The following is a 20,890-nucleotide window of genomic DNA, read 5'->3' on the forward strand; positions in this document are numbered from 1 at the left end:
AACGGTTCCCATCCGCGCCGGGGGACAGTCGCTGAGACGGACAGCCACGGACTGGTCCGGCCCGAGCGGCGCGACGTCCACCGGACACGGCTCCCAAGCGTTCGCCGGTCGCAGATCAACCCATCTCGACAACCAGTAGCAATGGTGGCGATCGGGGCCTTGCCTCGATCCCCGCAAATCGGCGAAGAGCCAAAAAAAAGGGCGACCCGCAGGCCGCCCTACCTCGACTCCTCTGTTGTTCCGTTTCAGGCCGCCGCGTCGGGCGCCGCCTGCGCGGTCGATGCGCCGTTCAGTCCGACCCTCGAGTCGAAGCTGAAGCAGGCCGCCTCGAAGGCGCGAATCTCGTACAGGGCCTCCTTCAGGCTCATCTCGCTGGTATCCATCAGCTTGCCGGCCAGGTGCTCCGTCAGCGGCTTCAGCCGCGACAGCGTCGCCTTGGTCTCGCCGTACAGGCGCTCGCTCTGCATCTCCATGATCGAGCGCGTCTCTTCGTCCACCGTCCGGTTGCTGCCGTCGTTGAGCGCGCCGAAGTTCAGGCGCGTCTTGCGGTACATGCCCATCTCGGCGACGGCGTGGTGCAGCAGCTTGGTCACGCGCGTGATGTCGTTGTGCGCGCCGTTGGTGGTGCCTTCCTCGCCGAAGAACAGTTCCTCGTTGGCCATGCCGCCCAGCAGCACGCGCACGTCGTGCTCGATGTCGGCCTTGGTCTTGAGCAGGTTGTTGCCCTGCTTGTGGAACACGAAGCCCAGCGCGTTGTTGCGCGGGTTGGCCTTCAGCGAGATCTTGATCGTCTTCATCTCGGCCTGCAGCTTGTCCCAGTCGCCGGCGGCGCGCTTGCGCTCCAGCTCGAAATCGACCAGGAAGTGGCCCCACTCGTGGATCGCGATGATGCGGCGATCCCGCTCGCGCTCCTTGGTGGTGTTGCCGTTGACGTTGCCCACCATCACGCGCTCGGCGGCCTGCATCAGCGTGTCGGCGTCGATCAGGTCGCCCGCCTGCACCGCGGTGATGCCGGCCTGGTTGACGATGGTCTCCAGGTCCGCCGGGCTGCGGCCTTCGGTGATCTCCACGAAGTGGCGCAGGTCGAGCCCTTCGGCCACCTTCACGGCGCGCTGGGCCAGGTAGTACTCCACGATCGCGCGGCGCTCTTCCTTGTTCGGCAGGCGGAAGTCCACCTTCATCTGGAAGCGGCGCAGCATGGCCTCGTCCATCTGCATCGACTCGGCGTTGAAGTTGGAGGCCACGATCCAGATGATCTCGGCGTCGTTCTTGGTGCGCACGCCGTCCAGGATGGCCAGCAGCATGTTCTGCGTGTCGTCGTCGAACTTGCGGTGGCCGCCGCGCTTCATGAACAGGTCCTGCGCCTCGTCGAGGAAGACGATGCAGCGCTTGCGCCGCTTGGCGATAGCCAGGATGCGGCCCAGCGTGTTGGAGCCGCCGGCCACGTAGCCCGTCTCGAGGTTGGCCGCCGAGTGGAACAGGATCGGCAGGTTCAGCTCCTTGGCCAGGTAGCTGGCGAGCTTGGTCTTGCCGGTGCCCGCGGGGCCGCTGAACATCACGTTGAACGGTTTGTTGATGCCGTACTCCGCGTACGCGGCGCGCCGCTCGTACTGGTCCTTGATCTGGCGGACTTCGGACTTGATGTCGTCCATGCCCACCAGGTCCTCGATGGAGCCGTGCACCTGGTTCGGCTCGATGAAGCGCAGGGACTTGAACTGGCCCTTGAGGTGGAAGGCGAGGAAGCCCAGCAGGCCGAGCGTCAGCGCGGCGGAGAGGACGCCGCTCACGCCGGCCTTCCAGCCGTCCTTTTCCGATTGCGGGCGGGCGCCGGCGAAGCGCTCGTCGAGCTTCTCCAGCATGTCGAGGCTGGTCGCGGACAGCTCGCCGCGCGGGATGAAGACCATCTTGCCGCCCCAGGAGGCGTTCACCGCCTTGTCGGCGAAGATCTTGGTCTCCATGTCGCTCGGGTAGTAAGCGTATTGCGTACCGTTCGACTCGATCAGGATGATGCGCTCGGAGACGTTCCACATCAGCGGCTTGTAGACCACCGTGATGCGCTGCACCGGGTGCTGTTCCAGGAAGCCCAGCACCGAGCCCGTGCCGAACACCACCGGCAGCTTCTCGTCGAGGGTCCACATGGAATCGGCACCCTTGGCCCCCGCCATGGCCTTCACCTGCTCGGCGACCGCGGCCTGGCGCTGCAGCACCATGAAGGAGTAGCCGGCCGTCACCGGGATCATGATGGCCACGGCGATCAGCATGGCCTTGACGGCCACGGACTGGATCGAGAACCAGTCCGACAGCCGCGCGCCCAGCTTCTTGATGCTGAGCCAGGGGCTGGGCGTGGAGTTGCCGGAGGCGTTGCCGTCCACGGGGTCTTTGTCGGCGGCGGAAAGGTCGGACATGGTGTTCCTGCTCGGGGCGAGCTGGCGGCGGCGCCAGCACGAAAATGCTTCCAGGGAGCTCGCGGCAGGAGTCTCCTCTGTCAGAGCCATCCTACAGAAAGGGTTCCCGAGAGGCGAGTTCCAATACCACACCCTCGTCGGGCTGGGCATGGCCACGTGACAAATTCACGAACAATGGTGTTGGCATTTCGCTGCACATCAAGTCGGGAGGGCGATATCCGGAACCCGGGCACGCAATGTGCAATCTCAGTGATTGAGGCGGGTTCTTTTTCAAGTTTCTTTCCCGCCTACTTATCCCTCGGAGCTCGAGCAGCCCCGGGGGATTTTTTATTGTGCGCTGCAACGCAAAACGGCGGCTGCTGCAGCGCCGGACGCCCCCACGCTGCCGGCGGACATGCCGTGCCGCGCTTGACTCGGGGGCGCGGGTGCACCGTGAGGGTGCCGCGCCCGCGCGACAATGCGCCCCCATGGCGAACCTCGAAAAGCTCCGCAGCCAGCGCTGGCTGGCCCGCGACGAATTCCGCTCGTTCAACCACCGCTCGCGGATCATGCAGATGGGGTACGACCCCCAGGATTGGGTGGGGAAACCCGTCATCGCCATCCTGAACAACTGGAACGACTTCAATCCCTGCCACCAGCACTTCAAGCACCGCGGCGAGGAGGTCAAGCGCGGGGTTCTGCAGGCGGGCGGCTTCCCGCTGGAGCTGCCCACGGTGTCGCTGGGCGAGGTGCTGATCAAGCCCTCCGCCCTGCTCTATCGCAACATGCTGGCGATGGAGGTGGAGGAGATGATCCGCGCCTACCCGGTGGACGGCGTGGTCCTCATGGGCGGCTGCGACAAGACCACCCCCGCCATGCTGCTCGGCGCCACCAGCGCCGACGTGCCGGCGATCTTCCTGCCGGCCGGCCCCATGCTGCGCGGCATGTCGCGCGGGCAGACGCTCGGCTCCGGCTCCGACGCCTTCAAGTACTGGGACGAGCGCCGCGCCGGCACCATCACCGAGCCGCAGTGGATGTCGATCATGGGCGGCATCGCGCGCAGCGCCGGCACCTGCATGACCATGGGCACGGCCAGCACGATGATGTCCATCGCCGAGGCGATCGGCATGGCGCTGCCCGGCGCGGCTTCCATCCCCGCCGTCGACGCCAGCCACCAGCGCATGGCCACGGCCTGCGGCCGCCGCATCGTGGAGATGGTGCACGAGGACCTGCGGCCCTCGAAGATCCAGACCCGCGAGGCCTTCCTGAACGGCATCACCGTGGCCATGGCCCTGGGCTGCTCCACCAACGCGATCATCCACCTGATCGCGCAGGCGCGCCGCGCGAAGCAGGAGATCTCGCTGGCCGACTTCGACCGCATCAGCCGCGAGGTGCCGGTGCTGGCGAACATCCGCCCCAACGGCACCAGCCAGTACCTGATGGAGGACTTCTACTACGCCGGCGGTCTGCGCGCGCTGATGGACCGCGTGAAGTCGCACCTGCGGTTGGACCAGCTGACCGTGACGGGCAAGACGGTGGGCGAGAACCTCGAAGGCGCCGAGTGCTTCAACGAGGACGTGATCCGGCCCTGGTCGAACCCGGTCTACAAGGAAGGCGCGCTGGCCGTGCTGCGCGGCAACCTGGCGCCGGACGGCTGCGTGATCAAGCCTTCGGCCATGAGCGAGAAGTTCATGCGGCACAGCGGGCGCGCGCTGGTGTTCGACGACTACGCCAGCATGAAGAAGATGATCGACGACGAGCACGCCGACGTCACCGAGGACGACGTGATCGTGCTGCGCAACGCCGGGCCGAAGGGCGGCCCCGGCATGCCCGAGTGGGGCATGATCCCGATGCCCGTGAAGCTGCTGAAGGAAGGCAAGCGCGACATGCTGCGCATCAGCGACGCGCGCATGAGCGGAACCAGCTACGGCGCCTGCGTGCTGCACGTGGCGCCGGAAGCCTACATCGGCGGCAACCTCGCGCTGGTGAAAACCGGCGACCGCATCGCCATCGACATCCCGAACCGCAGCATCCGGCTGGAGGTCTCCGACGAGGAACTGGCGCAGCGCCGCGCGCAGTGGAAGCCGCTGCCCCCGCGCTTCGCCCGCGGCTACGGCTGGATGTTCACGCAACACATCCTGCAGGCCAACGAAGGATGCGACATGGACTTCCTGCAGGCCGACTTCGGCGAGAGCGCCGGCGAGCCGGACATCTACTGATCTTCTCCCTCCCCCTGCGGGGGAGGGCTGGGGTGGGGGCACGCCCGAGCGCAAGGCCCCCTGCGTAGTCCCCGCTACGTACAACTCCGCACCGCCCAGGTCAGTTTCCGGTCAGTCGCCGCCGCCGAACATCGCGCCGTCGCAAACCTCTACTGACCTGTTCAATGAATGACCGCAATCTCGCCCGCGGCCTGTTCCTCGTGGCGATCTCCCTCGCGTTCGGCCTGACGGCCCTGCGCTACCCCATCGGCGACTTCGCCCGCGCCGGCGCCGGCCTGTTCCCCGTCGTCGTGAGCTCCATGCTGCTGCTGATCGGCATCGCCACCGTGATCCGCTCGCGCTTCGTGCAGAAGGTGCCCCTGGACCTGCACCTGAAGAACATCGCGATCATCCTGGGCAGCCTCTGCGCCTTCGCCGTGATCACGCTGCTGGTGAACATGACGATCGCCATCGTGACGATGGTGTTCATCGCCACGCTCGCCGGCACCAATTATTCGTGGAAGCGCAACGTCAAGATCGCCATCGGCCTGTGCCTGATGGCGCTCGTGTTCGCCAAGCTCCTCGGCATGAACCTGCCCCTGTACTGACATGGAAGTCCTGCACAACCTGGCGTTCGGCTTCTCGCACGCCCTCACCCTGCACAACCTGATGTACTGCGCCATCGGGTGCGTGGTCGGCACGCTCGTCGGCCTGCTGCCCGGCCTGGGCCCGCTGGCGACGATCTCGATCCTGCTGCCGCTCACGTACTCGATCGACACCACCGGTGCGCTGATCATGCTGGCCGGCATCTACTACGGCGCGCAGTACGGCGACTCGGTCTCGGCGATCACGATGAAGATTCCGCACGCGAGCTCCATCGTGGCCTGCATCGACGGCTACGCGATGACGCTCAAGGGCAAGACCGGCCTGGCGCTCTTCACGGCGGGCCTTTCCAGCTTCATCGGCGGCACGGTCGCCATCGTGGTGCTGGCCTTCCTGGCGCCGACGCTGGGCGAGGTGGCCTTCCTGTTCGGTCCCGCGGATTACTGCGCGCTGATGATGGTGGGCTTCGTCTGCGTGTCCTTCGTGACCACGGGCTCGCTGCTGAACGGCCTGGCCATGTGCCTGATCGGCGTGCTGCTCGGACAGATCGGCACCGACGTCAACAGCGGCCTGCAGCGCTTCACGCTCGACCTGCCCTTCCTGGCCGACGGCATCGGCATCGTCTCGATCGCACTGGGCTGCTTCGGCATCGCGGAGATCACCAAGAACCTCGACTCGCGCGAGGAGCGTTCGCCCTTCAACGGCAAGATCAAGCTGATGCCCACGTGGCCCGAGTTCAAGCGGATCTGGCCGAGCGCCATCCGCGGCTCGCTGGTCGGCTCCTTCCTGGGCATCCTGCCCGGCGGCGGTCCCACCATCGCGCAGTTCGCGGCCTACGCGATCGACAAGAAGGTCTCCAAGTACAAGCACGAGATCGGCACCGGCTGCATCGAGGGCGTGGCCGGCCAGGCCGCGGCCGACGAGGCCGCCGCGCGCACCAGCTTCATCCCGCTGATGTCCATCGGCATCCCCGAGAACGCGGTGATGGCGCTGATGATGGCCGCCTTCATCATCAAGGGCATCCAGCCGGGCCCCAACATGATCGCGGGCCACCCCGAGCTGTTCTGGGGCCTGGTCGCCTCCATGTGGGTCGGCAACTGCTTCCTGCTGGTGCTGAACGTGCCGCTGGTGCGCTACTGGCTGTCGGTGTTCAAGGTCCCGTACAACGTGCTGTTCCCGTGCATCCTGTTCTTCTGCTGCATCGGCACCTACAGCGTGAACAACAACGTGGACGACATCTTCATCACGGCGGCCTTCGGCCTCATGGGCTACCTGATGATGCGGCTGGAACTCGACGCGGCCCCGCTGATGCTCGGCTTCATCCTGGGCCCGATGCTGGAAGAGAACTTCCGCCGCGCGCTGCTGCTGTCGCGCGGCAGCTTCGGCACCTTCTTCACGCGGCCGATCAGCGGAACGCTGATGGCCCTGATCGGCGCCTTCATCGCATGGCAGGTGCTGACGTTCTTCCTGAAGGCGCGCGAGCGCAAGGGCGCGGTAGCGGACGCGGAGGCGACGCTGCCGGCCTGACGAACAGGACTCTTTGCGACACGGCCCCCGCGAAAGCGGTTGGACGGATTGCCCGGCGGAAGCCGGGCTTTTTTTGTCTCGCCAATCTTGCCCCTCCCCCTGTCTTGCTCCCTCCCCCTCCGGGGGAGGGCTGGGGTGGGGGCACTCCCCGGCGCAAGGCAGCGGTGATGGCCTGATCCCCTGCCGCCTATGCGAGCTCACCGGACTCGAGCTCCTCTGCCAGCCCGATCAGCACCCCTTCGGGCCCACGGATGTAGCAAAGCCGATAGGCATCCCGATACTGAACGACTTCGCCCACGAGCTGCGCGCCCCGCCCGCGGAGCCGGGCCAGCGTGTCGTCGATGTCTTCCACCGTGAACATGACGCGCAGGTAGCCGAGCGCGTTCACCGGGGCTTCCCTGTGATCGGCAACGACCGGCGGGCTGAGAAATCGGGAAAGCTCGAGCCGGCTATGGCCGTCCGGCGTGACCAGCATGGCGATCTCCACGCGCTGGGCGCTCAGCCCGGTGACGCGCCCTGCCCACTCCCCCTCGATGGTGGCCCGCCCTTCGAGCCGCATGCCCAGCTCGACGAAGAAGGGGATGGCGGCGTCGAGGGACTCCACGACGATGCCGACGTTGTCCATCCGCTTGAGAGTCATGGCGTCGGCGCTCCTTCTCGATCTGTCCGGCGGGTCGCGCGCGACTAAGCAGGAACGTAGGTCAACCTGATCACATCCTCGCCAATCCGGTCCTGCGTCATGAGGCGGAGCCGCGGCCGGGGTCCGGCGAAATAGGGTTTGCCGTGACCCAGCACGACGGGGTGCAGGTAGATTCGATACTCATCGATCAGGCCGAGCTCGGTGAGGCTGTGCGCCAATTCCGGGCCGGCCACTTCGATCTCCCCGTCGCGCCCGGCCTTCAACTCGCGGATCGCGGCCTCCAGATCACCCTCGACCAGCTTGGCGTTGGGGCCGACCGACTTGAGCGAGCGCGAGACGACCCACTTCGGCTGGGCCCGCCAGGCCGCCGCGAAGGCTTGTTCTTCTGCACCCCATTCAGGGTGCTCGTCGTCCCAGTACCGCATGACCTCATACATCCGGCGACCGTAGACGCTGCCCGCTTGCTGCCGAGCCTCCTCGATGAAGTGGCGGAACAGCGTGGGGCTGGGCCCGAACGCCAGATGGTCGACGTAGCCGTCCAGGGACAGGTTCATTCCGAACACGAGCTTGGCCATACCACTCCTCTTTCTCACGCGGGACGGAGTTGACCGGCACGCGGCGGCAGTGCGCCGCAAGCCGTGCGCGAGAGCATACGTCTCGCGGCGCCATGCCGCTGCGCGCCCGCGTCGAACGACAGGTCAGACCACAGCTCGACTTGCCGCATCGATGCAGTATTGGACACGTTCTGCTGAAGTGAAATCAGGCAGCTTGACAACGGGCACTCCAGCAAAGTTGTCGCGCTCGAACACGACCGCGACGAAGGACGCTCCTGCTTCGACAGCAGCGTCAAGGTCGGGGGGCGAGTCGCCGAAAAAGACAGGACGAGACCCGGACGCTTGATGTACTTCCGACAATGCCATCGCTTTGGGTTTGGAGGCCCCGAAGACTCTCTCGAAGCGCGACCACAAACCGCGAGAGCGAAGCTGCAACTCGATTTCCGGCTCGGGCGCCGAGGAGCTGAGGAAGAAGGAGCGATCGGATCTCAGGAAATCTTCCACACCTGGAACAAGTGGCGCCGAGCGAAGCAACTGCTCCAGCTTCCCCGCATACGCAACCAGGTAATGCCCAAGATCGTCAGTCGCACTTCCTCTGGCGAATGTCCGGAGAATGTGTGCAATCTTGACGTCGCGTCGAACGCCAACGTTGCTCAGGATGTACTCGCTGATCGCGCTCTGTTCAGGACAGTCCTCGAACAGGGACAGCATGGCGCGGTGCTTGAGCAGGTTCGTCTGGAGGACCACTCCGTCCAGGTCGAGGACGATGGGGGGCAGCTGGGGCATGAACCTGCGGTTTAACGTCGGGGTTGACCGGCACGCACCGGCGGGGCGTCGCGAGACGTATGCTCCCGCGCACGGCTTGCGGCGCAATGCCGCTGCGTGTCCGCGTCGAACGACCTGTTAGACGGCAGCGCCAATCCGGTTGCACGCGCTTGAACAATAACGCAGCCCACTTCACGCGCCCAATCTTAACTTTGGCTCCTGCCCTTGGCTGCTTTCTTCTTCCGAACCTGCATCTCTGCAAGAACGTCGGCGACGCCTGGTTTTCGCTTTCGTGCAGGCTTCTTGGCTTCTGCGAGACCTGGCTCCCGATCAAAGATCGCTGCAAGCCGGCGATGCAACAAGTCTCTCAGGTGCTCTAAATTTCTGTACTCGCGCACGTTGTGAACAGCCAAGTCGAAATGCAGGTTTGTTCCCTCTCGTCGGAACAGTATGGGCCGCTTGCGCAGAGCGTGCGCGTACCCAACCTCATAGTAGACATTGGGTCGCTCATAGGTGAGATCAGCAATGAGAAACTCCGAGGTACGAAGCTCCCTCAGGATGAGGTCCGTAATTTGCTCATCATGCTCGAACTTGTCTGCTCTTCTAGCGTCGATGTTGAACTCCCCACATATTGCGCGTATTGCTGCATACACATCATCAAGTTCAGGCTTCTTTGGATCCATCGCCATTAGGACAAACGCCGTTCCTGGCCTTATAGGTAGTTCGGCGGCCGCCCCTTGGGCGCTGACCTCGCTTCTTGCCCCTGAAGCAAGACCGCTCTGCCCCGCGTCCATCTTCAGGAACAGCCACTCGAGAAACTGCTCCGGTCCCCCGCATGCTAAGAACGGTTCCGCCGTGCTTGCGGAGAGTATGTTGAGGTCGACCTCTCCGTCGGTTCTGACTTTCACTCTGTCAAAAACACGAGGTATAGACGAGTAGCTTGGAATGCGTTCCAACTCTTCAACTACGCGGCGCAGTTGCGGGTGGGGGAACTTGCTTTCAGCAGCGATCTCGGATACGGAAAACTGCGTCTTATAAGCATCCGCCTTCATCTTCTCGTTTATTGCGGTCAGCAAGATCCCGATTGCAGAGAACACCGCATCCTGCGGATCGACGTGCCACAGGCCGATGAGGGTGAGGCGTTTTTCAAAGCATAGCTTCCGATCGATTCTGCTGGGATCGAAGTCAAAGGGAATCTTGTTGCCGAGATTTATTCGCGCTACGCGTTCATCAAAGTCGGGTTTGGCCATCTCGGCCAGCCAAAGGCGATCTGCGGGGGAAATGCGGAGGGTTGAAAATCGGTATGCCATAGTTGTCGACTCCCTTCGCACCAATGCTGTGGAATTATGCCGTCTAACGTAGAAATGACCGGCGGACAGTAGGCTGGTCAAGGCCAGCCGATAGGACGTCCGTGTCGATTGCAAAGTTAGGCTGCACGACTATGCCTTGCTCTTGGGGCTTCGCTTTTTTGCTACGGTCCCTTTGGGCGCCTGGGCTCTCGAGCGCGTGGTTGGCGCATGCACGGATGCACTTTCGTCCTCGGGGTCGCTGGCTCCAAACTCCGTGAGCACGGCTCGTTCAACGGATGGCCTCGCTTCTTCCTTCTCGTGCTCAAAGCGAGTGTCCCCAGGCTCTTCACTGAACGGTTGAAGGCCAAGGAGCATCCGAGCTTCATTCAGATCACGTCTCGCCGTGGCACTCTTGCGCAAGGTGTCGGCGATAGTCCTCTTCTCATTGCCACTTGCCGGGGACAATTTGTACACCGACTTAACGAAGTCCTCGCGCCCATTCGCCGCGCGAACAGCTTCCACGACCGCGGTAACTGGAAGCTCGACTCGACCCGCTACGTATTTAACCCAATCGTTCTTGCTCGCCGCCTCCTCTCGGCGCAGCGACAGCAGTCGTTGCTCCTCGCTCTCGATCAATCGAGATGACTCCGTGCGGTCCGCACCTAGCATCACCGCTTCAAGGTACTTCTTCAGGGTCTCGTTCGTTGCCTTCAACTCTCCTACTTGAGCCGAGAGGCCGGCTAGCTGCTGCTGCTGTGATTGCCTGCGCAGCAATTCCCGGAACAAACCTGCCCATTGATCCCTTAGCCAAGTCTCGATCTCCTCGAACCTCTCGAATGTTTGAACGGGGTTGTTCCTTGGTCGCGAGAGGATGTCCTCAATAAGGACAAACACATTCACAGAGTCCACGTGAGCATATGAAATCGATTCAACCTCCTTATTTCGGAGGTAGGTTTGATACTCGGAGTGGACGCCCTTCTCCAAGAGGATGTAGATCGGAATATCTCTCGCCGCAGCGGACTCGTATTCTTTCCGAGTAATGCTGTCGTACCGCTCAAAGAATTCCTTAGAAACCCGCTTCTTGTCGTTACTAACTTCCGTCCCATAGCGGCCGCCTACGACTAGAACAAAGATGTCTGAGTTCTCCGCCTCTCTGTAGCAAGACTCGTCGAGAGGCCGATCGTGCGTGTATGCGATATCTCCCTTCTCCGACAGTACCGGCTCAAATCCTAAGGAGTCAATGAACAGGTCCAGTGAAGCTCGAATGTGCTTCAAGTCGTAGTAAGTCGAACTGACGAACACCCTCGGCTTTGCCATGAATTTTTGCCTCCTCTGTGATTTTGCATCTTCTATTGCGCACGAATGCTAACCGTGCAGCCTAACGTCGGAGTTGACCGGCACGCAGCGGCAAGGCGCCGCGAGACGTATGCTCCCGCGCACGGCTTGCGGCGCCTTGCCGGTGCGTGTCCGCGTCGAACGACCTGTTAGACGCGCTGCCGGTCGACGCCACGAGAGATCTCATACGCCAAGCCTTCGAATGGAGGCGTTGGGGATATCGAAGCCTTGCAGAAAATCGTTCAGCTTATCGGCGCGCACCACAATCACGGTGTTCTCCCGGCGATAGTCTGGATCGTCATGTCGAAGCCAGTCCGCCGGAGTGAGGTTCGCGGGGCGCATCGAAAACTGCTTGCGGACGCGAACGAATGGCACGTCAACAACTTCGGCCTCTTTCAATGTTCCGTCTGCCACGGAGAGATGGGTTACGTCAAAGGAAGCCACCTTCAACTCCGCAGTGGTCACGACAACGTTGAAGTACATCCGCATGTCCTCATCGTTCTCTCTACGGTAGTCGCGCTCTTCGAGTGCAAGAGCCTCCGTAGACGAAATAAGCTCACCGGCCACGCGCTCCAAGTAGGTGTTCTTGTCGTTCGTGGTCTGACCTCGTACTGCGCAGAACTTCGCCTCGGGTGAAGGTGGGTCGATTGGAACATCGTGCCATCCGAATGCCCTGAACTGCCCATCTCGATAATATGAAACCCACGCCTTGCAATGGCGGCGAGGATTGGAGGTGCCGGCTGTGTTGAAGAAAAGCCAAGTAGCGTTCCGCACTCTCTTGCACTCGACAACGATGTTCGCAAAGTCGTTTCTGTCGCGAAGGACGAGGTCGATAAATCCAGACTGACAATCGGCGGGGTTGTGCCAGCCATGCTCCGTATGGACGACGCGCCACCCGTGCCTGTCCTCTTCAGCCGTGACGGACTGCTGCACCGCGATCTGGAGCGGAAAGCCAGAGTCGTTGGCAATACGGAGAACTTCGGGATCGGTCGCCATTTACGCCCTCCTAGCGTCTAACGAATAGCGTTTATCTGCCGCCACGCAGCGTTTCGATAGTTCACGAGTCCTCCCGCGGCAGATAAACCTCGTTGAAGTGAACCGCCGGCGCCGGCGGCTTGCTATTGGGCAGTGTAAGGTTGGAGGCTGGCCTGCAGCAATGGAACTGTGGCGGGGACACGGCGGCGCGTGCGCGCATTGGGGGCACCGCATCCACTACTTGGAGGATTGCGAACCTCCTGCGATCCTACCCTCGCGATTGGGCGCGTGCCTCCTGAATGGAGGACGCAGCCGCCTCTGCCCACGGCGTGACGGCGACCGAAGGTTGGCTCCTGCATGTCGGAGATCTCGTTGCTCACGGCGGACCCCGATTGGCTGGAGGTTCACGTGCCAGGGCACGGCGGTCGGCGCGCAGTTCCCCCAGCACGATCCAGTGGCCGTTCGCGCAGTGGGCGCACCGGCTGATTTCCGTGGTGGCAATGCGCCGCATGAACGCGCTGGCGTCTTCCCAGGCGATCGGGTTCGGTGCAGGCATGCGCAGCAGAAATCGAGCAGCCGCAAGGCGCTGCCGCTTGGCTGCGGGAGCCAACACCCCGTAGTGCCGGATTCGCTTGAAGCCGGGGGGCAACACGTGCTGCAGCAGTCGCGCGACGAAGTCGATACCCGCGATGCTGACGCACCCGCGTTTGCCCTTGTCTTTGCGCACACGCGGTTGCACGGCATCGCCATCGATCGCGATCAGACGCTCGTTGCCCACTGCTGTGCGATGGGTGTAACGCGCCAGGTAGTCCACGACAGCCGCCGGGCCCTGCGAGCGGCGTCTTGGCATAGACGACCCAGTCGTGGCCGCGAACCCACCATGGGCGACGAAACCGCGTCACCCACGGCCCCACCGCCGCAGGACGAGGACGGGGAGGCCCTCCTCGGCGAAATAAAGGAGGAGAAGCGGGCTGCAAGCCCGCTTCGGGGGACATTCGCCGAGGAGGGCCTCCCCGTCCTCGTCCGGCCCGCACCAGCAGCTGCAGCAGCCCGATTCCGGCACTCCCCACCGCTGTCCGTATGATCCCCCCACTCCCCCACACGCAGTCCCCATGAAGATCCTCGAAATCCGCGAGAAGACCGTCCCCATCGCCTCCCCCATCCGCAACGCCTACATCGACTTCAGCAAGATGACGCTGAGCCTGGTCGCGGTGATCACGGACCAGGTTCGCGACGGCAGGCCAGTGGTCGGCTACGGCTTCAATTCCAACGGCCGCTACGGCCAGGGCCAGCTGATGCGCGAACGCTTCCTGCCCCGCGTCATGGAAGCCAAGCCCGAGTCCCTCCTCGACGCCCGCGGCATCCTCGACCCGCACAAGGTGTGGGACACGATGTTCACGAACGAGAAGCCCGGCGGCCACGGCGAACGCTCGGTGGCCATCGGCACCATCGACATGGCCGTCTGGGACGCCGTGGCGAAGATCGAGAACAAGCCCCTGTTCCAGCTCCTGGCCGACCGCTACGGCGACGGCACGGTCAACCGCAAGGTGTTCGTCTATGCCGCCGGCGGCTACTACTACCCGGGCAAGGACGACGAGCAGCTCAAGGCGGAGATGCGCAGCTACCTCGATCGCGGCTACTCGGTGGTGAAGATGAAGATCGGCGGCGCGAGCCTGGCGGAGGACCAGCGCCGCATCGAGTCGGTGCTGTCCATCCTCGGCCCCGGCCAGCGCCTGTGCGTGGACGCCAATGGCCGCTTCGACATGGACACCGCCATCGCCTACGCCAAGGCCCTGTCGCAGTACGACCTGTTCTGGTACGAGGAGGCGGGCGACCCCCTCGACTACGAGCTGCAGGCGATCCTGCGCAGCTACTACAAGAACCCGATGGCCACCGGCGAGAACCTGTTCTCGATGCAGGATGCGCGCAACCTCGTTCGCTACGGCGGCATGCGCCCCGACCGCGACTGGCTGCAGTTCGACTGCGCCCTCGCCTACGGCCTGGTCGAATACCTGCGCACGCTGGACATGCTGCGCCAGCACGGCTGGTCGCCCTCGCGCTGCATCCCGCACGGCGGCCACCAGATGTCGCTGAACATCGCCGCCGGCCTGGGCCTGGGCGGCAACGAATCCTATCCGGACCTGTTCCAGCCCTATGGCGGCTTCCCCGATGGCGTGAAGGTGGAGAACAGCTACGTGACCATGCCCGACCTGCCCGGCATCGGCTTCGAGGGCAAGAGCGACCTGATCCGGGAAATGCGGGCGCTGTCCGCCTGATGCCCCCATGAGCCTGCGCCTTCCCGCCCTGCTCGCCGTCGGCCTCGCGCTGGCGGCACCGGCGCTGGCGAGTCACCTGGAGCTGGAAGCCTACGACCTGCGCAAGTGCCTCCAGTGGTCCATCACGCGCGCCGACCAGCCGGTGCGCTCGCCCGCCTGGCGCACCGCCAAGGCGCGGGCCCGCGGCGGGCTGGAAGTGTTCGCGGCCACCGCCGAATTGCCCGAAGGCGGCTCGCTGCACAAGTACGGCGCCTGCTCGTACCGGCGCGTGGGCGGCAAGGCGCGCATGGGCTGCGTGCCGCAGCTCGACTTCCCGCTGGCCGGCGCCACCTTCGTGCTGGCCAACGACCAGCGCTTCCGCACGGCGACGGTGCTGCGCTGCGCCTCGGGCTGCGACCAGAAGATCCCCGACCTGGTCTACGAGCTGGACGACCTCGGCAGCGACATCGCGATGCAGGAGCGGGAAGAGCGCGCGCGCAGCGCGAAGATGCGCCGCGCCTGCGCCGGCCTGCGCTGAACGCGGGCCCGCGGGCGGGCCTCACTCGTGCCGCAGCGCCTCGATCGGGTCCAGCCGCGCCGCGCGCCGCGCCGGGAAGTACCCGAACACGATCCCGATCGCGGCGGAAAAGCCGAAGGACAGCAGGTTGATGCCCGGATCGAACAGGAAGGGCACCGACATCGCGCGCGCCAGCAGCACCGAGGCGCCGGTGGCCAGCAGCACGCCCACCAGCCCGCCCACGCAGGCCAGCACCACCGCCTCGATCAGGAACTGCAGCAGCACCTCCCGCTCCAGCGCGCCGACCGCCAGCCGCACGCCGATCTCGCGGGTGCGCTCGGTCACGCTCACCAGCATGATGTTCATGATGCCGATGCCGCCCACCAGCAGGCTCACGGCGGCCACGGCCCCCAGCAGCATCGTCATCACGCGCGTGGTGCCGGAGAGGGTGTCGGCGATCTGCCGCGTGTCCAGGATGCTGAAGTTGTCCTCGTCGCCGTCGGCCAGCTTGCGGCGCTCGCGCAGCAGGTCGCGGATGGCGTTCTTCACCCGCTCGCTGTCGACCCCGTCCTCGAGCGAGACCAGCAGCGTGCCCACGTTCTGGTTGCCGGACAGGCGGCGCTGCACGGTGTGCAGCGGCATCACGATGGTGTCGTCCTGGTCGTTGCCCATCGCGGCCTGGCCCTTGGCACCGAGCAGGCCGATCACCTGGCAGGTGAACTGCCGCACGCGCAGCTGCGCGCCCAGCGCATCCTGCTGCCCGAAGAGTTCGCGCCGCACGGTCTCGCCGATCAGGCACACGGAAGCGCCGGCACGCTCTTCCGCCTCCGTGAAGCCGCGGCCGGCGGCGATCTTCCAGTTGTTGGTCTCCAGGTAGGCACCGGTCGTGCCGGTCACGCGGGTCGACCAGTTGCGCGCGCCGAACACCGCCGACACCGCCGCGCCCTGCGAGGGCGCCACGGCGCGGATGCCCGCCACCTGGCTGGCGAGCGCCTGCGCGTCGGCTTCCTTGAAGGCCTGGGCGCCGGCCGTGTCGCTCACCGCTCCCAGACGCTGGCCGGGGCGGATCATCAGCAGGTTGCTGCCCAGGCTGGAGATCTGGTCGGACACGGCGCGCGTGGCGCCGTTGCCCAGCGTCACCATGGTGATCACCGCCGCCACGCCGATCACGACGCCCAGCACCGTGAGGAAGGAGCGCAGCACGTTGCGGCGGATCTCGCGCAGCGCCAGCAGCAGCGTGTTCCACCACATCAGGCGGGCTCCGCCTGGGCGGCCGGCTGCGGCGCCGAGGCCGAGTCGCTCGCGATGCGGCCGTCGATGAAGCGCACGATGCGGCTGGCATAGGCCGCCATCTCCGGCTCGTGCGTCACCATCACGACGGTGATGCCGCGGTCGCGGTTCAAGGCGCGCAGCAGTTCCATGATCTCGCGGCCGCGCTGGCTGTCGAGGTTGCCGGTGGGCTCGTCGGCCAGCAGCACGGTGGGCCGCGTGACGAGCGCCCGCGCGATCGCCACCCGCTGCTGCTGCCCGCCCGAGAGTTCGGAGGGCGTGTGCGCCTCCCGGCCGGCCAGCCCCACGGAGGCCAGCGCCTCACGCGCCAAGCGGGCCCGCTCCGCCGCACTGGCGCCGCGGTACAGCAGCGGCAGTTCCACGTTCTCCTGCGCCGAGGTGCGCGGCAGCAGGTTGAAGCCCTGGAACACGAAGCCGAGGTGGCCGCGCCGCAGCAGCGCCCGCTGGTTGCGCGTCATGCCGTGCACCGGCACGCCCTCGAAGAAATACTCGCCGCTGGTGGGGGAGTCGAGGCAGCCGATCATGTTCATCACGGTGGACTTGCCCGAGCCGCTGGGCCCCATGATCGCCACGAACTCGCCGCGGCGGATCGCAAGGTCGACGTCGCGCAGGGCGCAGACCTCCGCCTGCCCCGTGCCGTAGACGCGGCTCACGCCCCGCAGCCGGATCAGCGCGTCGCCGTCCGCCGCGGCCGCGTCGCTCACGAACCGCTCCTGGCCGCCTGCCCGGTGATCACCGCCATGCCGGCCTTCAGCACGCTGCTCTCCACCTCGGTCATGCGGCCGTCCGACACGCCCGGCAGCACCGGCACGGCCGTCGCGCTGCCGTTCTCCAGCACCCACACCTGGCGCGCCGCCGCGGTGCTGGTGCCCGCCTGCCGGCGCTCGCCGCCGCGCGGCGGCCGGGGCATCAGCTTGGAGACGATGCCGCTGCCGCTGGCCGCCGCGGCGGGCGCCGCGCTGGCGGCCGGCGTGAAGCGCAGCGCCGCGTTCGGCACCAGCAGCACGTCGTTGCGCTCGGTCGCCAGGATGGACGCGGTGGCGCTCATGCCGGGGCGCAGGCTCAGGTCCTGGTTGTCGACCTGCAGCTCCGCCACGTAGGTGACCACGTTGTCCTTGGTCGTCGAGCCGTAGCTCACGCGCCGGATGACCGCGGGATAGGCGCGGTTCGGGTAGGCGCTGACCGTGAAGCTCGCCTTCTGGCCTTCGCGCACCAGGCCCACGTCGGCCTCGTCCACGTTCACCTCCAGCTTCATGCGCGTGAGGTCCTCCGCCAGCGTGAACAGCGTGACGGCCTGCAGCGAGGCCGCGACCGCATTGCCCGGGTCCACCGCGCGCGCGAGCACGACGCCGTCCATGGGCGAGCGGATCGCGGCCTTGCGCAGGTTGGTCTCGTCGCCGCTGAGCGCGGCGCGCGCGTCGACCACGCCCGCCTCGCTGCCGGTGACGGCCGATCTGGCACGGGCCAGCACGGCCTCGGCCGCGGCCAGCTCGGCCTGCGAAGGCACCTTGCCGCCGCTCAGGCGCGCGACCTCCTGCAGCCGCTGCAGGTTGCCCGTGGCCTCGCGCACGGTGGCCTGGGCCTGCTGCACGTTCGCGCGCGCGACATCGAGGCTGGCGCGCGACCGGGCCACCTGGTCCTGCAGGCGGCTCGTGTCGAGTTCGGCGAGCACCTGGCCCTTGCGCACCCGGTCGTTCACGTCCACGTGGACGCGGGCGACGGTGCCCGAAAGCTCGCTGCCGATCTGCGCCTTGTTGGTGGGCTGCAGCGTGCCGCTGGCCGTGACCTTCACCACCAGGTTGCCGCGATGGGCGGCCTCGGTGGTGTAGCGGGGTTGCTGGTCCTGCGCCGAGGGCGAGAGCCAGGCCCAGAGGGCCGCGCCGAGCACCAGGACCACGGCCACGCCGGCCCACACGGCGGGGCGACGCCAGGGCGCGCGGCCTTCGACCTGTCCCAGCAGCTTGCGCAGGGCAACTTCGGGGGCGTTCACGAATTCATCTCCATCCCGGTGTCGCGCCAGCCGCCGCCCAGCGCCTTGTACAGGCGAACATGGTCGGCCGCGACGGCCGCCTGGACGCTGGCGACGCTGTCCTGCACCGACAGCAGCGTGCGCTGCGTCTCCAGCACGGTCTGGAAGTCGATCAGGCCGCTGGCGTGCCGCTGCGTCGCCAGCAGCGAGGCATTGCGGGCAGCGGCCAGCGCACGCTGCAGGGCGGCGAGCCGTTCGCGGTCGGCGGCGAGCGACGCCAGGGCGTCCTCCACCTCCTGCAGGGCGACGAGCACGGTCGCGCGGTAGCCCGCGCCGGCGGCATCGAACGCCGCCTCGCGCGCGGCCAGCTGCGCGTCGCGCCGGCCGGCGTCGAACAGCGGCTGCGCGATCGAGGCGAGCAGGCTGCGCGCCGCCGCCACGCTGCCGATGGAGCCCAGGGTCGCGCCGGTCCACGCCAGCGATGCACTCAGGTTCACCGCGGGCTTGCGCTGCGCATCGGCCGCTGCCACATCGGAGGCGGCCGCGCGCAACTGCTGTTCGGCCGCGAAGACGTCCGGCCGCTGTCGCAGCGCCTGCGCGGGGATCGCCACCTCCAGCGCCGCCGACGGTTGCGGCAGGACGGCCGGGGTGGCCGCCAGCCGCTGCAGCAGCGCCTCGGGCGGCTCGCCCACCAGCACGGCGAGCGCATGCGCCGCGGCGGCGGCCGCCGCCAGCAGGCCCGGCACCTGCGCGCGCGTCTGTTCGACTGCGCCCAGCGCCTGCTCCACTTCCAGCGAGTTCGCGAGCCCGGCCTGCTGCCGCCAGCGGCTGATCTGCAGCGTCTCTTCCTGGCTGGCGAGGTTTTCCCGCGCGACCGCGGTGCGCACCTGCGCGGCGCGCACATCCAGGTACGCGAGCGCCACTTCGGCGGCCACGCTGACATGCGTCGCCGCGAGCGTGGCCGCGCTGGCGCGCACCTGCGCCTCCTGCGAGCCCAGCGCGTGCCGGTTGGCCCCGAACAGGTCGGGTTCCCAGGCCGCATCGAGCCCGGCCTGGAGGGTGGTGCGCCCACCCGCGGCGGAGTCGCTGCGCTGGCCGCTTGCGCCGGCCGAAATCGTCGGCAGCAGCCCGGCCGCGGCCTGTTGCCGCAGCGCGCGGGCCAGCCGCAGGTTGGCGCCTGCGCGCGCAACGTCCGTGTTCCCTCGTGCCGCGGCGGCCACCAGTTCCGCCAGCATCGGGTCGCCGAAGCTGCTCCACCAGCTCGCGAACGTCGCGCCGCCGGCGGGTCGGGGCTGGGCCCACTGGGTGGGGACGGCGACGCCGGCCATGTCCGCCACTCCCGGCGGGCGGGTGGCGCAAGCAGCGAGCACGACCAGCACGGCGGCCGAGGCCGCGCGCAGGTGTCGATCCGGAACCATGGCTTCATGCTAGGAGCGTGCGGGCGGCCTCCCTTGATGCGGCGCAAGTGGTGTCGTACGCGGCCGTAAAGAAATGGAAATGCGAAGCGCGCTGCCCTGCCAACTTCTCCTGTAGGACCGCGCCGCGACAGCTTGTCGGGGGTGCCACAAGCGCGTTCGCCCGCAGCAAACTCGCGCCCACCAAGCAGTGCAGGGAGCAGTTCATGGAACGCATCTGGGGCCCCGTCAACGGTTTCTATCTCGCGGCCTACGCCTCGCCGGCCGGCGACGGCGAGCGGTTCTGCAGCTATGCCAAGGTGTGCTGGACGCGCCCGGAAAGCTACTGGGACGCCGATTGCGCCTTCAAGATCTTCGGCGGCGAGCAGCACCGTTCGATCGAGGGCGCGCTCGCGGCCGTGGCGATGGACGCCCGCAACGAGGTCTTGCACCTGCCCTCGCATGCCCGCACCCTCGCCGAGCGGCGCCAGCGCGACCGGATCACCATCCCGCGCCTGTTCGCCACCTCGTTCTTCCGCCACCGCATGGCCTGAGGTGCGGTGCCTCGCTGCTGTTTTTGTAGCAGCGAGCCCACAGTCGCCGCCATGAAGAGCGCTTTTGCTGGACCGCGGCCGGACGAGGCTATGAAAATCGTAGCGATGGCCGCTTCCACGCCCACCTACTACGACGTGCTTCAGGTCGAGCGCAACGCCTCGCCCGAGCGCGTGCGCGCGGCGTACCGCAGGCTGGCCCAGAAGTACCACCCCGACAAGATGCCGGACAACGCCAACGCCAGCCGCGCGATGGCCGCCATCAACGCCGCCTACGAAGTGCTGTCGGACGCGCATCGCCGCGCCGAACACGACCTGTGGATCCGCCGCGTCGAGCGCGCCCCGCAGGCACGCCGGCCCGCGCAGCCCGCCCCGCGCACCCTCGCCCACCTGCTGCGCGCCAACGACAGCTGGCCCTGGTACCTGCTGTTCGGCACCATGGCCGTCGCGCTGGGCACCATAGGCACCGCCATCTACCTGGCCGCCATGCCCGCGCGCGCCACGGCGGCGCCGGCGGCGCAGCCCTGTTCCGTCTCCGCGCCCGCCCAGCCTGGCCAGTGCGCCCGCCGCAGCTGATCGGTCCCAAGTTCGTGCCGTCCGCCGGACGGCGCTGACGGGCAGACCCGACGCGGTCCGATGCCGCC

General features: G+C 66.5%; 19 protein-coding genes. 7 read left to right on the forward strand and 12 right to left on the reverse strand.

The features are described from left to right. Positions 1 to 245: 245 nt before the first annotated feature. The gene (locus WG923_RS25175) at positions 246 to 2,405 is read right to left on the reverse strand and encodes an AAA family ATPase (RefSeq protein ID WP_340353764.1); all 2,160 of its coding nucleotides are present in this window, start codon (positions 2,403 to 2,405) and stop codon (positions 246 to 248) included. A 467-nt stretch (positions 2,406 to 2,872) separates the two neighbouring features. On the opposite strand from WG923_RS25175, the gene araD reads away from it, so the two are divergent. The 3 genes from araD to WG923_RS25190 all read left to right on the forward strand — a co-directional run bounded on the left by araD (position 2,873) and on the right by WG923_RS25190 (position 6,712). Then, entirely contained in the window at positions 2,873 to 4,603 is a 1,731-nt protein-coding gene (gene araD, locus WG923_RS25180) for an L-arabinonate dehydratase (protein ID WP_340353765.1), read from the forward strand. Positions 4,604 to 4,767: 164 nt separating this feature from the next. Further along, entirely contained in the window at positions 4,768 to 5,190 is a 423-nt protein-coding gene (locus WG923_RS25185; protein WP_340353766.1) for a tripartite tricarboxylate transporter TctB family protein, read from the forward strand. Between the two features lies 1 nt (position 5,191). After that, positions 5,192 to 6,712 (forward strand): tripartite tricarboxylate transporter permease, encoded by a 1,521-nt coding sequence (locus WG923_RS25190; protein WP_340353767.1) that lies wholly within the window; start codon positions 5,192 to 5,194, stop codon positions 6,710 to 6,712. A gap of 187 nt (positions 6,713 to 6,899) precedes the next feature. Here the strand turns inward: WG923_RS25190 and WG923_RS25195 are convergent, their stop codons facing one another. The 7 genes from WG923_RS25195 to WG923_RS25225 form a co-directional block, all read right to left on the reverse strand. Next, on the reverse strand, positions 6,900 to 7,352 hold the full coding sequence (locus WG923_RS25195; protein WP_340353768.1) for a VOC family protein: 453 nt from the start codon (positions 7,350 to 7,352) through the stop codon (positions 6,900 to 6,902). A gap of 44 nt (positions 7,353 to 7,396) precedes the next feature. Next, positions 7,397 to 7,927: a dihydrofolate reductase family protein gene (locus WG923_RS25200; protein ID WP_340353769.1), complete on the reverse strand. Its 531-nt coding sequence runs from the start codon at positions 7,925 to 7,927 to the stop codon at positions 7,397 to 7,399. Between the two features lie 123 nt (positions 7,928 to 8,050). Beyond that, positions 8,051 to 8,692 carry an HAD family hydrolase gene (locus WG923_RS25205; protein WP_340353770.1) on the reverse strand — a complete coding sequence of 214 codons (642 nt, stop codon included), beginning with the start codon at positions 8,690 to 8,692 and terminating at the stop codon, positions 8,051 to 8,053. 185 nt (positions 8,693 to 8,877) lie between these two features. Further along, on the reverse strand, positions 8,878 to 9,921 hold the full coding sequence (locus WG923_RS25210) for a hypothetical protein (protein WP_340353771.1): 1,044 nt from the start codon (positions 9,919 to 9,921) through the stop codon (positions 8,878 to 8,880). A 189-nt stretch (positions 9,922 to 10,110) separates the two neighbouring features. Then, on the reverse strand, positions 10,111 to 11,277 hold the full coding sequence (locus WG923_RS25215; RefSeq protein WP_340353772.1) for a DUF4062 domain-containing protein: 1,167 nt from the start codon (positions 11,275 to 11,277) through the stop codon (positions 10,111 to 10,113). A gap of 201 nt (positions 11,278 to 11,478) precedes the next feature. Beyond that, positions 11,479 to 12,291, reverse strand: a complete 813-nt coding sequence (locus WG923_RS25220) for a hypothetical protein (protein WP_340353773.1) — start codon at positions 12,289 to 12,291, stop codon at positions 11,479 to 11,481. Positions 12,292 to 12,646: 355 nt separating this feature from the next. Next, entirely contained in the window at positions 12,647 to 13,120 is a 474-nt protein-coding gene (locus tag WG923_RS25225; protein ID WP_340353774.1) for a transposase, read from the reverse strand. 262 nt (positions 13,121 to 13,382) lie between these two features. On the opposite strand from WG923_RS25225, the gene WG923_RS25230 reads away from it, so the two are divergent. Together WG923_RS25230 and WG923_RS25235 are read left to right on the forward strand one after the other, a co-directional pair. Then, positions 13,383 to 14,546 carry a mandelate racemase/muconate lactonizing enzyme family protein gene (locus WG923_RS25230; protein WP_340353775.1) on the forward strand — a complete coding sequence of 388 codons (1,164 nt, stop codon included), beginning with the start codon at positions 13,383 to 13,385 and terminating at the stop codon, positions 14,544 to 14,546. Positions 14,547 to 14,553: 7 nt separating this feature from the next. Then, positions 14,554 to 15,063, forward strand: coding sequence for a hypothetical protein (locus WG923_RS25235; RefSeq protein ID WP_340353776.1), 510 nt, complete (start codon positions 14,554 to 14,556; stop codon positions 15,061 to 15,063). Between the two features lie 21 nt (positions 15,064 to 15,084). Here the strand turns inward: WG923_RS25235 and WG923_RS25240 are convergent, their stop codons facing one another. Genes WG923_RS25240 through WG923_RS25255 form a run of 4 tightly spaced genes read right to left on the reverse strand, consistent with a single transcriptional unit; the run spans position 15,085 to position 19,719 of the window. After that, positions 15,085 to 16,293: an ABC transporter permease gene (locus WG923_RS25240; protein WP_340353777.1), complete on the reverse strand. Its 1,209-nt coding sequence runs from the start codon at positions 16,291 to 16,293 to the stop codon at positions 15,085 to 15,087. Further along, on the reverse strand, positions 16,293 to 17,036 hold the full coding sequence (locus WG923_RS25245) for an ABC transporter ATP-binding protein (RefSeq protein WP_340353778.1): 744 nt from the start codon (positions 17,034 to 17,036) through the stop codon (positions 16,293 to 16,295). Before WG923_RS25245 ends, WG923_RS25240 begins: the two co-directional genes overlap by 1 nt. Further along, on the reverse strand, positions 17,033 to 18,322 hold the full coding sequence (locus tag WG923_RS25250) for an efflux RND transporter periplasmic adaptor subunit (protein ID WP_340353779.1): 1,290 nt from the start codon (positions 18,320 to 18,322) through the stop codon (positions 17,033 to 17,035). Before WG923_RS25250 ends, WG923_RS25245 begins: the two co-directional genes overlap by 4 nt. Beyond that, on the reverse strand, positions 18,319 to 19,719 hold the full coding sequence (locus tag WG923_RS25255; RefSeq protein ID WP_340353780.1) for an efflux transporter outer membrane subunit: 1,401 nt from the start codon (positions 19,717 to 19,719) through the stop codon (positions 18,319 to 18,321). Before WG923_RS25255 ends, WG923_RS25250 begins: the two co-directional genes overlap by 4 nt. Before the next feature lie 203 nt (positions 19,720 to 19,922). On the opposite strand from WG923_RS25255, the gene WG923_RS25260 reads away from it, so the two are divergent. Then, complete coding sequence (locus WG923_RS25260; RefSeq protein WP_340353781.1) at positions 19,923 to 20,249, forward strand: hypothetical protein; 327 nt, start codon at positions 19,923 to 19,925, stop codon at positions 20,247 to 20,249. A 105-nt stretch (positions 20,250 to 20,354) separates the two neighbouring features. Continuing rightward, positions 20,355 to 20,822 carry a J domain-containing protein gene (locus tag WG923_RS25265; RefSeq protein WP_340353782.1) on the forward strand — a complete coding sequence of 156 codons (468 nt, stop codon included), beginning with the start codon at positions 20,355 to 20,357 and terminating at the stop codon, positions 20,820 to 20,822. Positions 20,823 to 20,890: the final 68 nt, after the last annotated feature.

Source organism: Ramlibacter sp. AN1133 (assembly GCF_037890035.1).
Lineage (GTDB): Bacteria > Pseudomonadota > Gammaproteobacteria > Burkholderiales > Burkholderiaceae_C > Ramlibacter.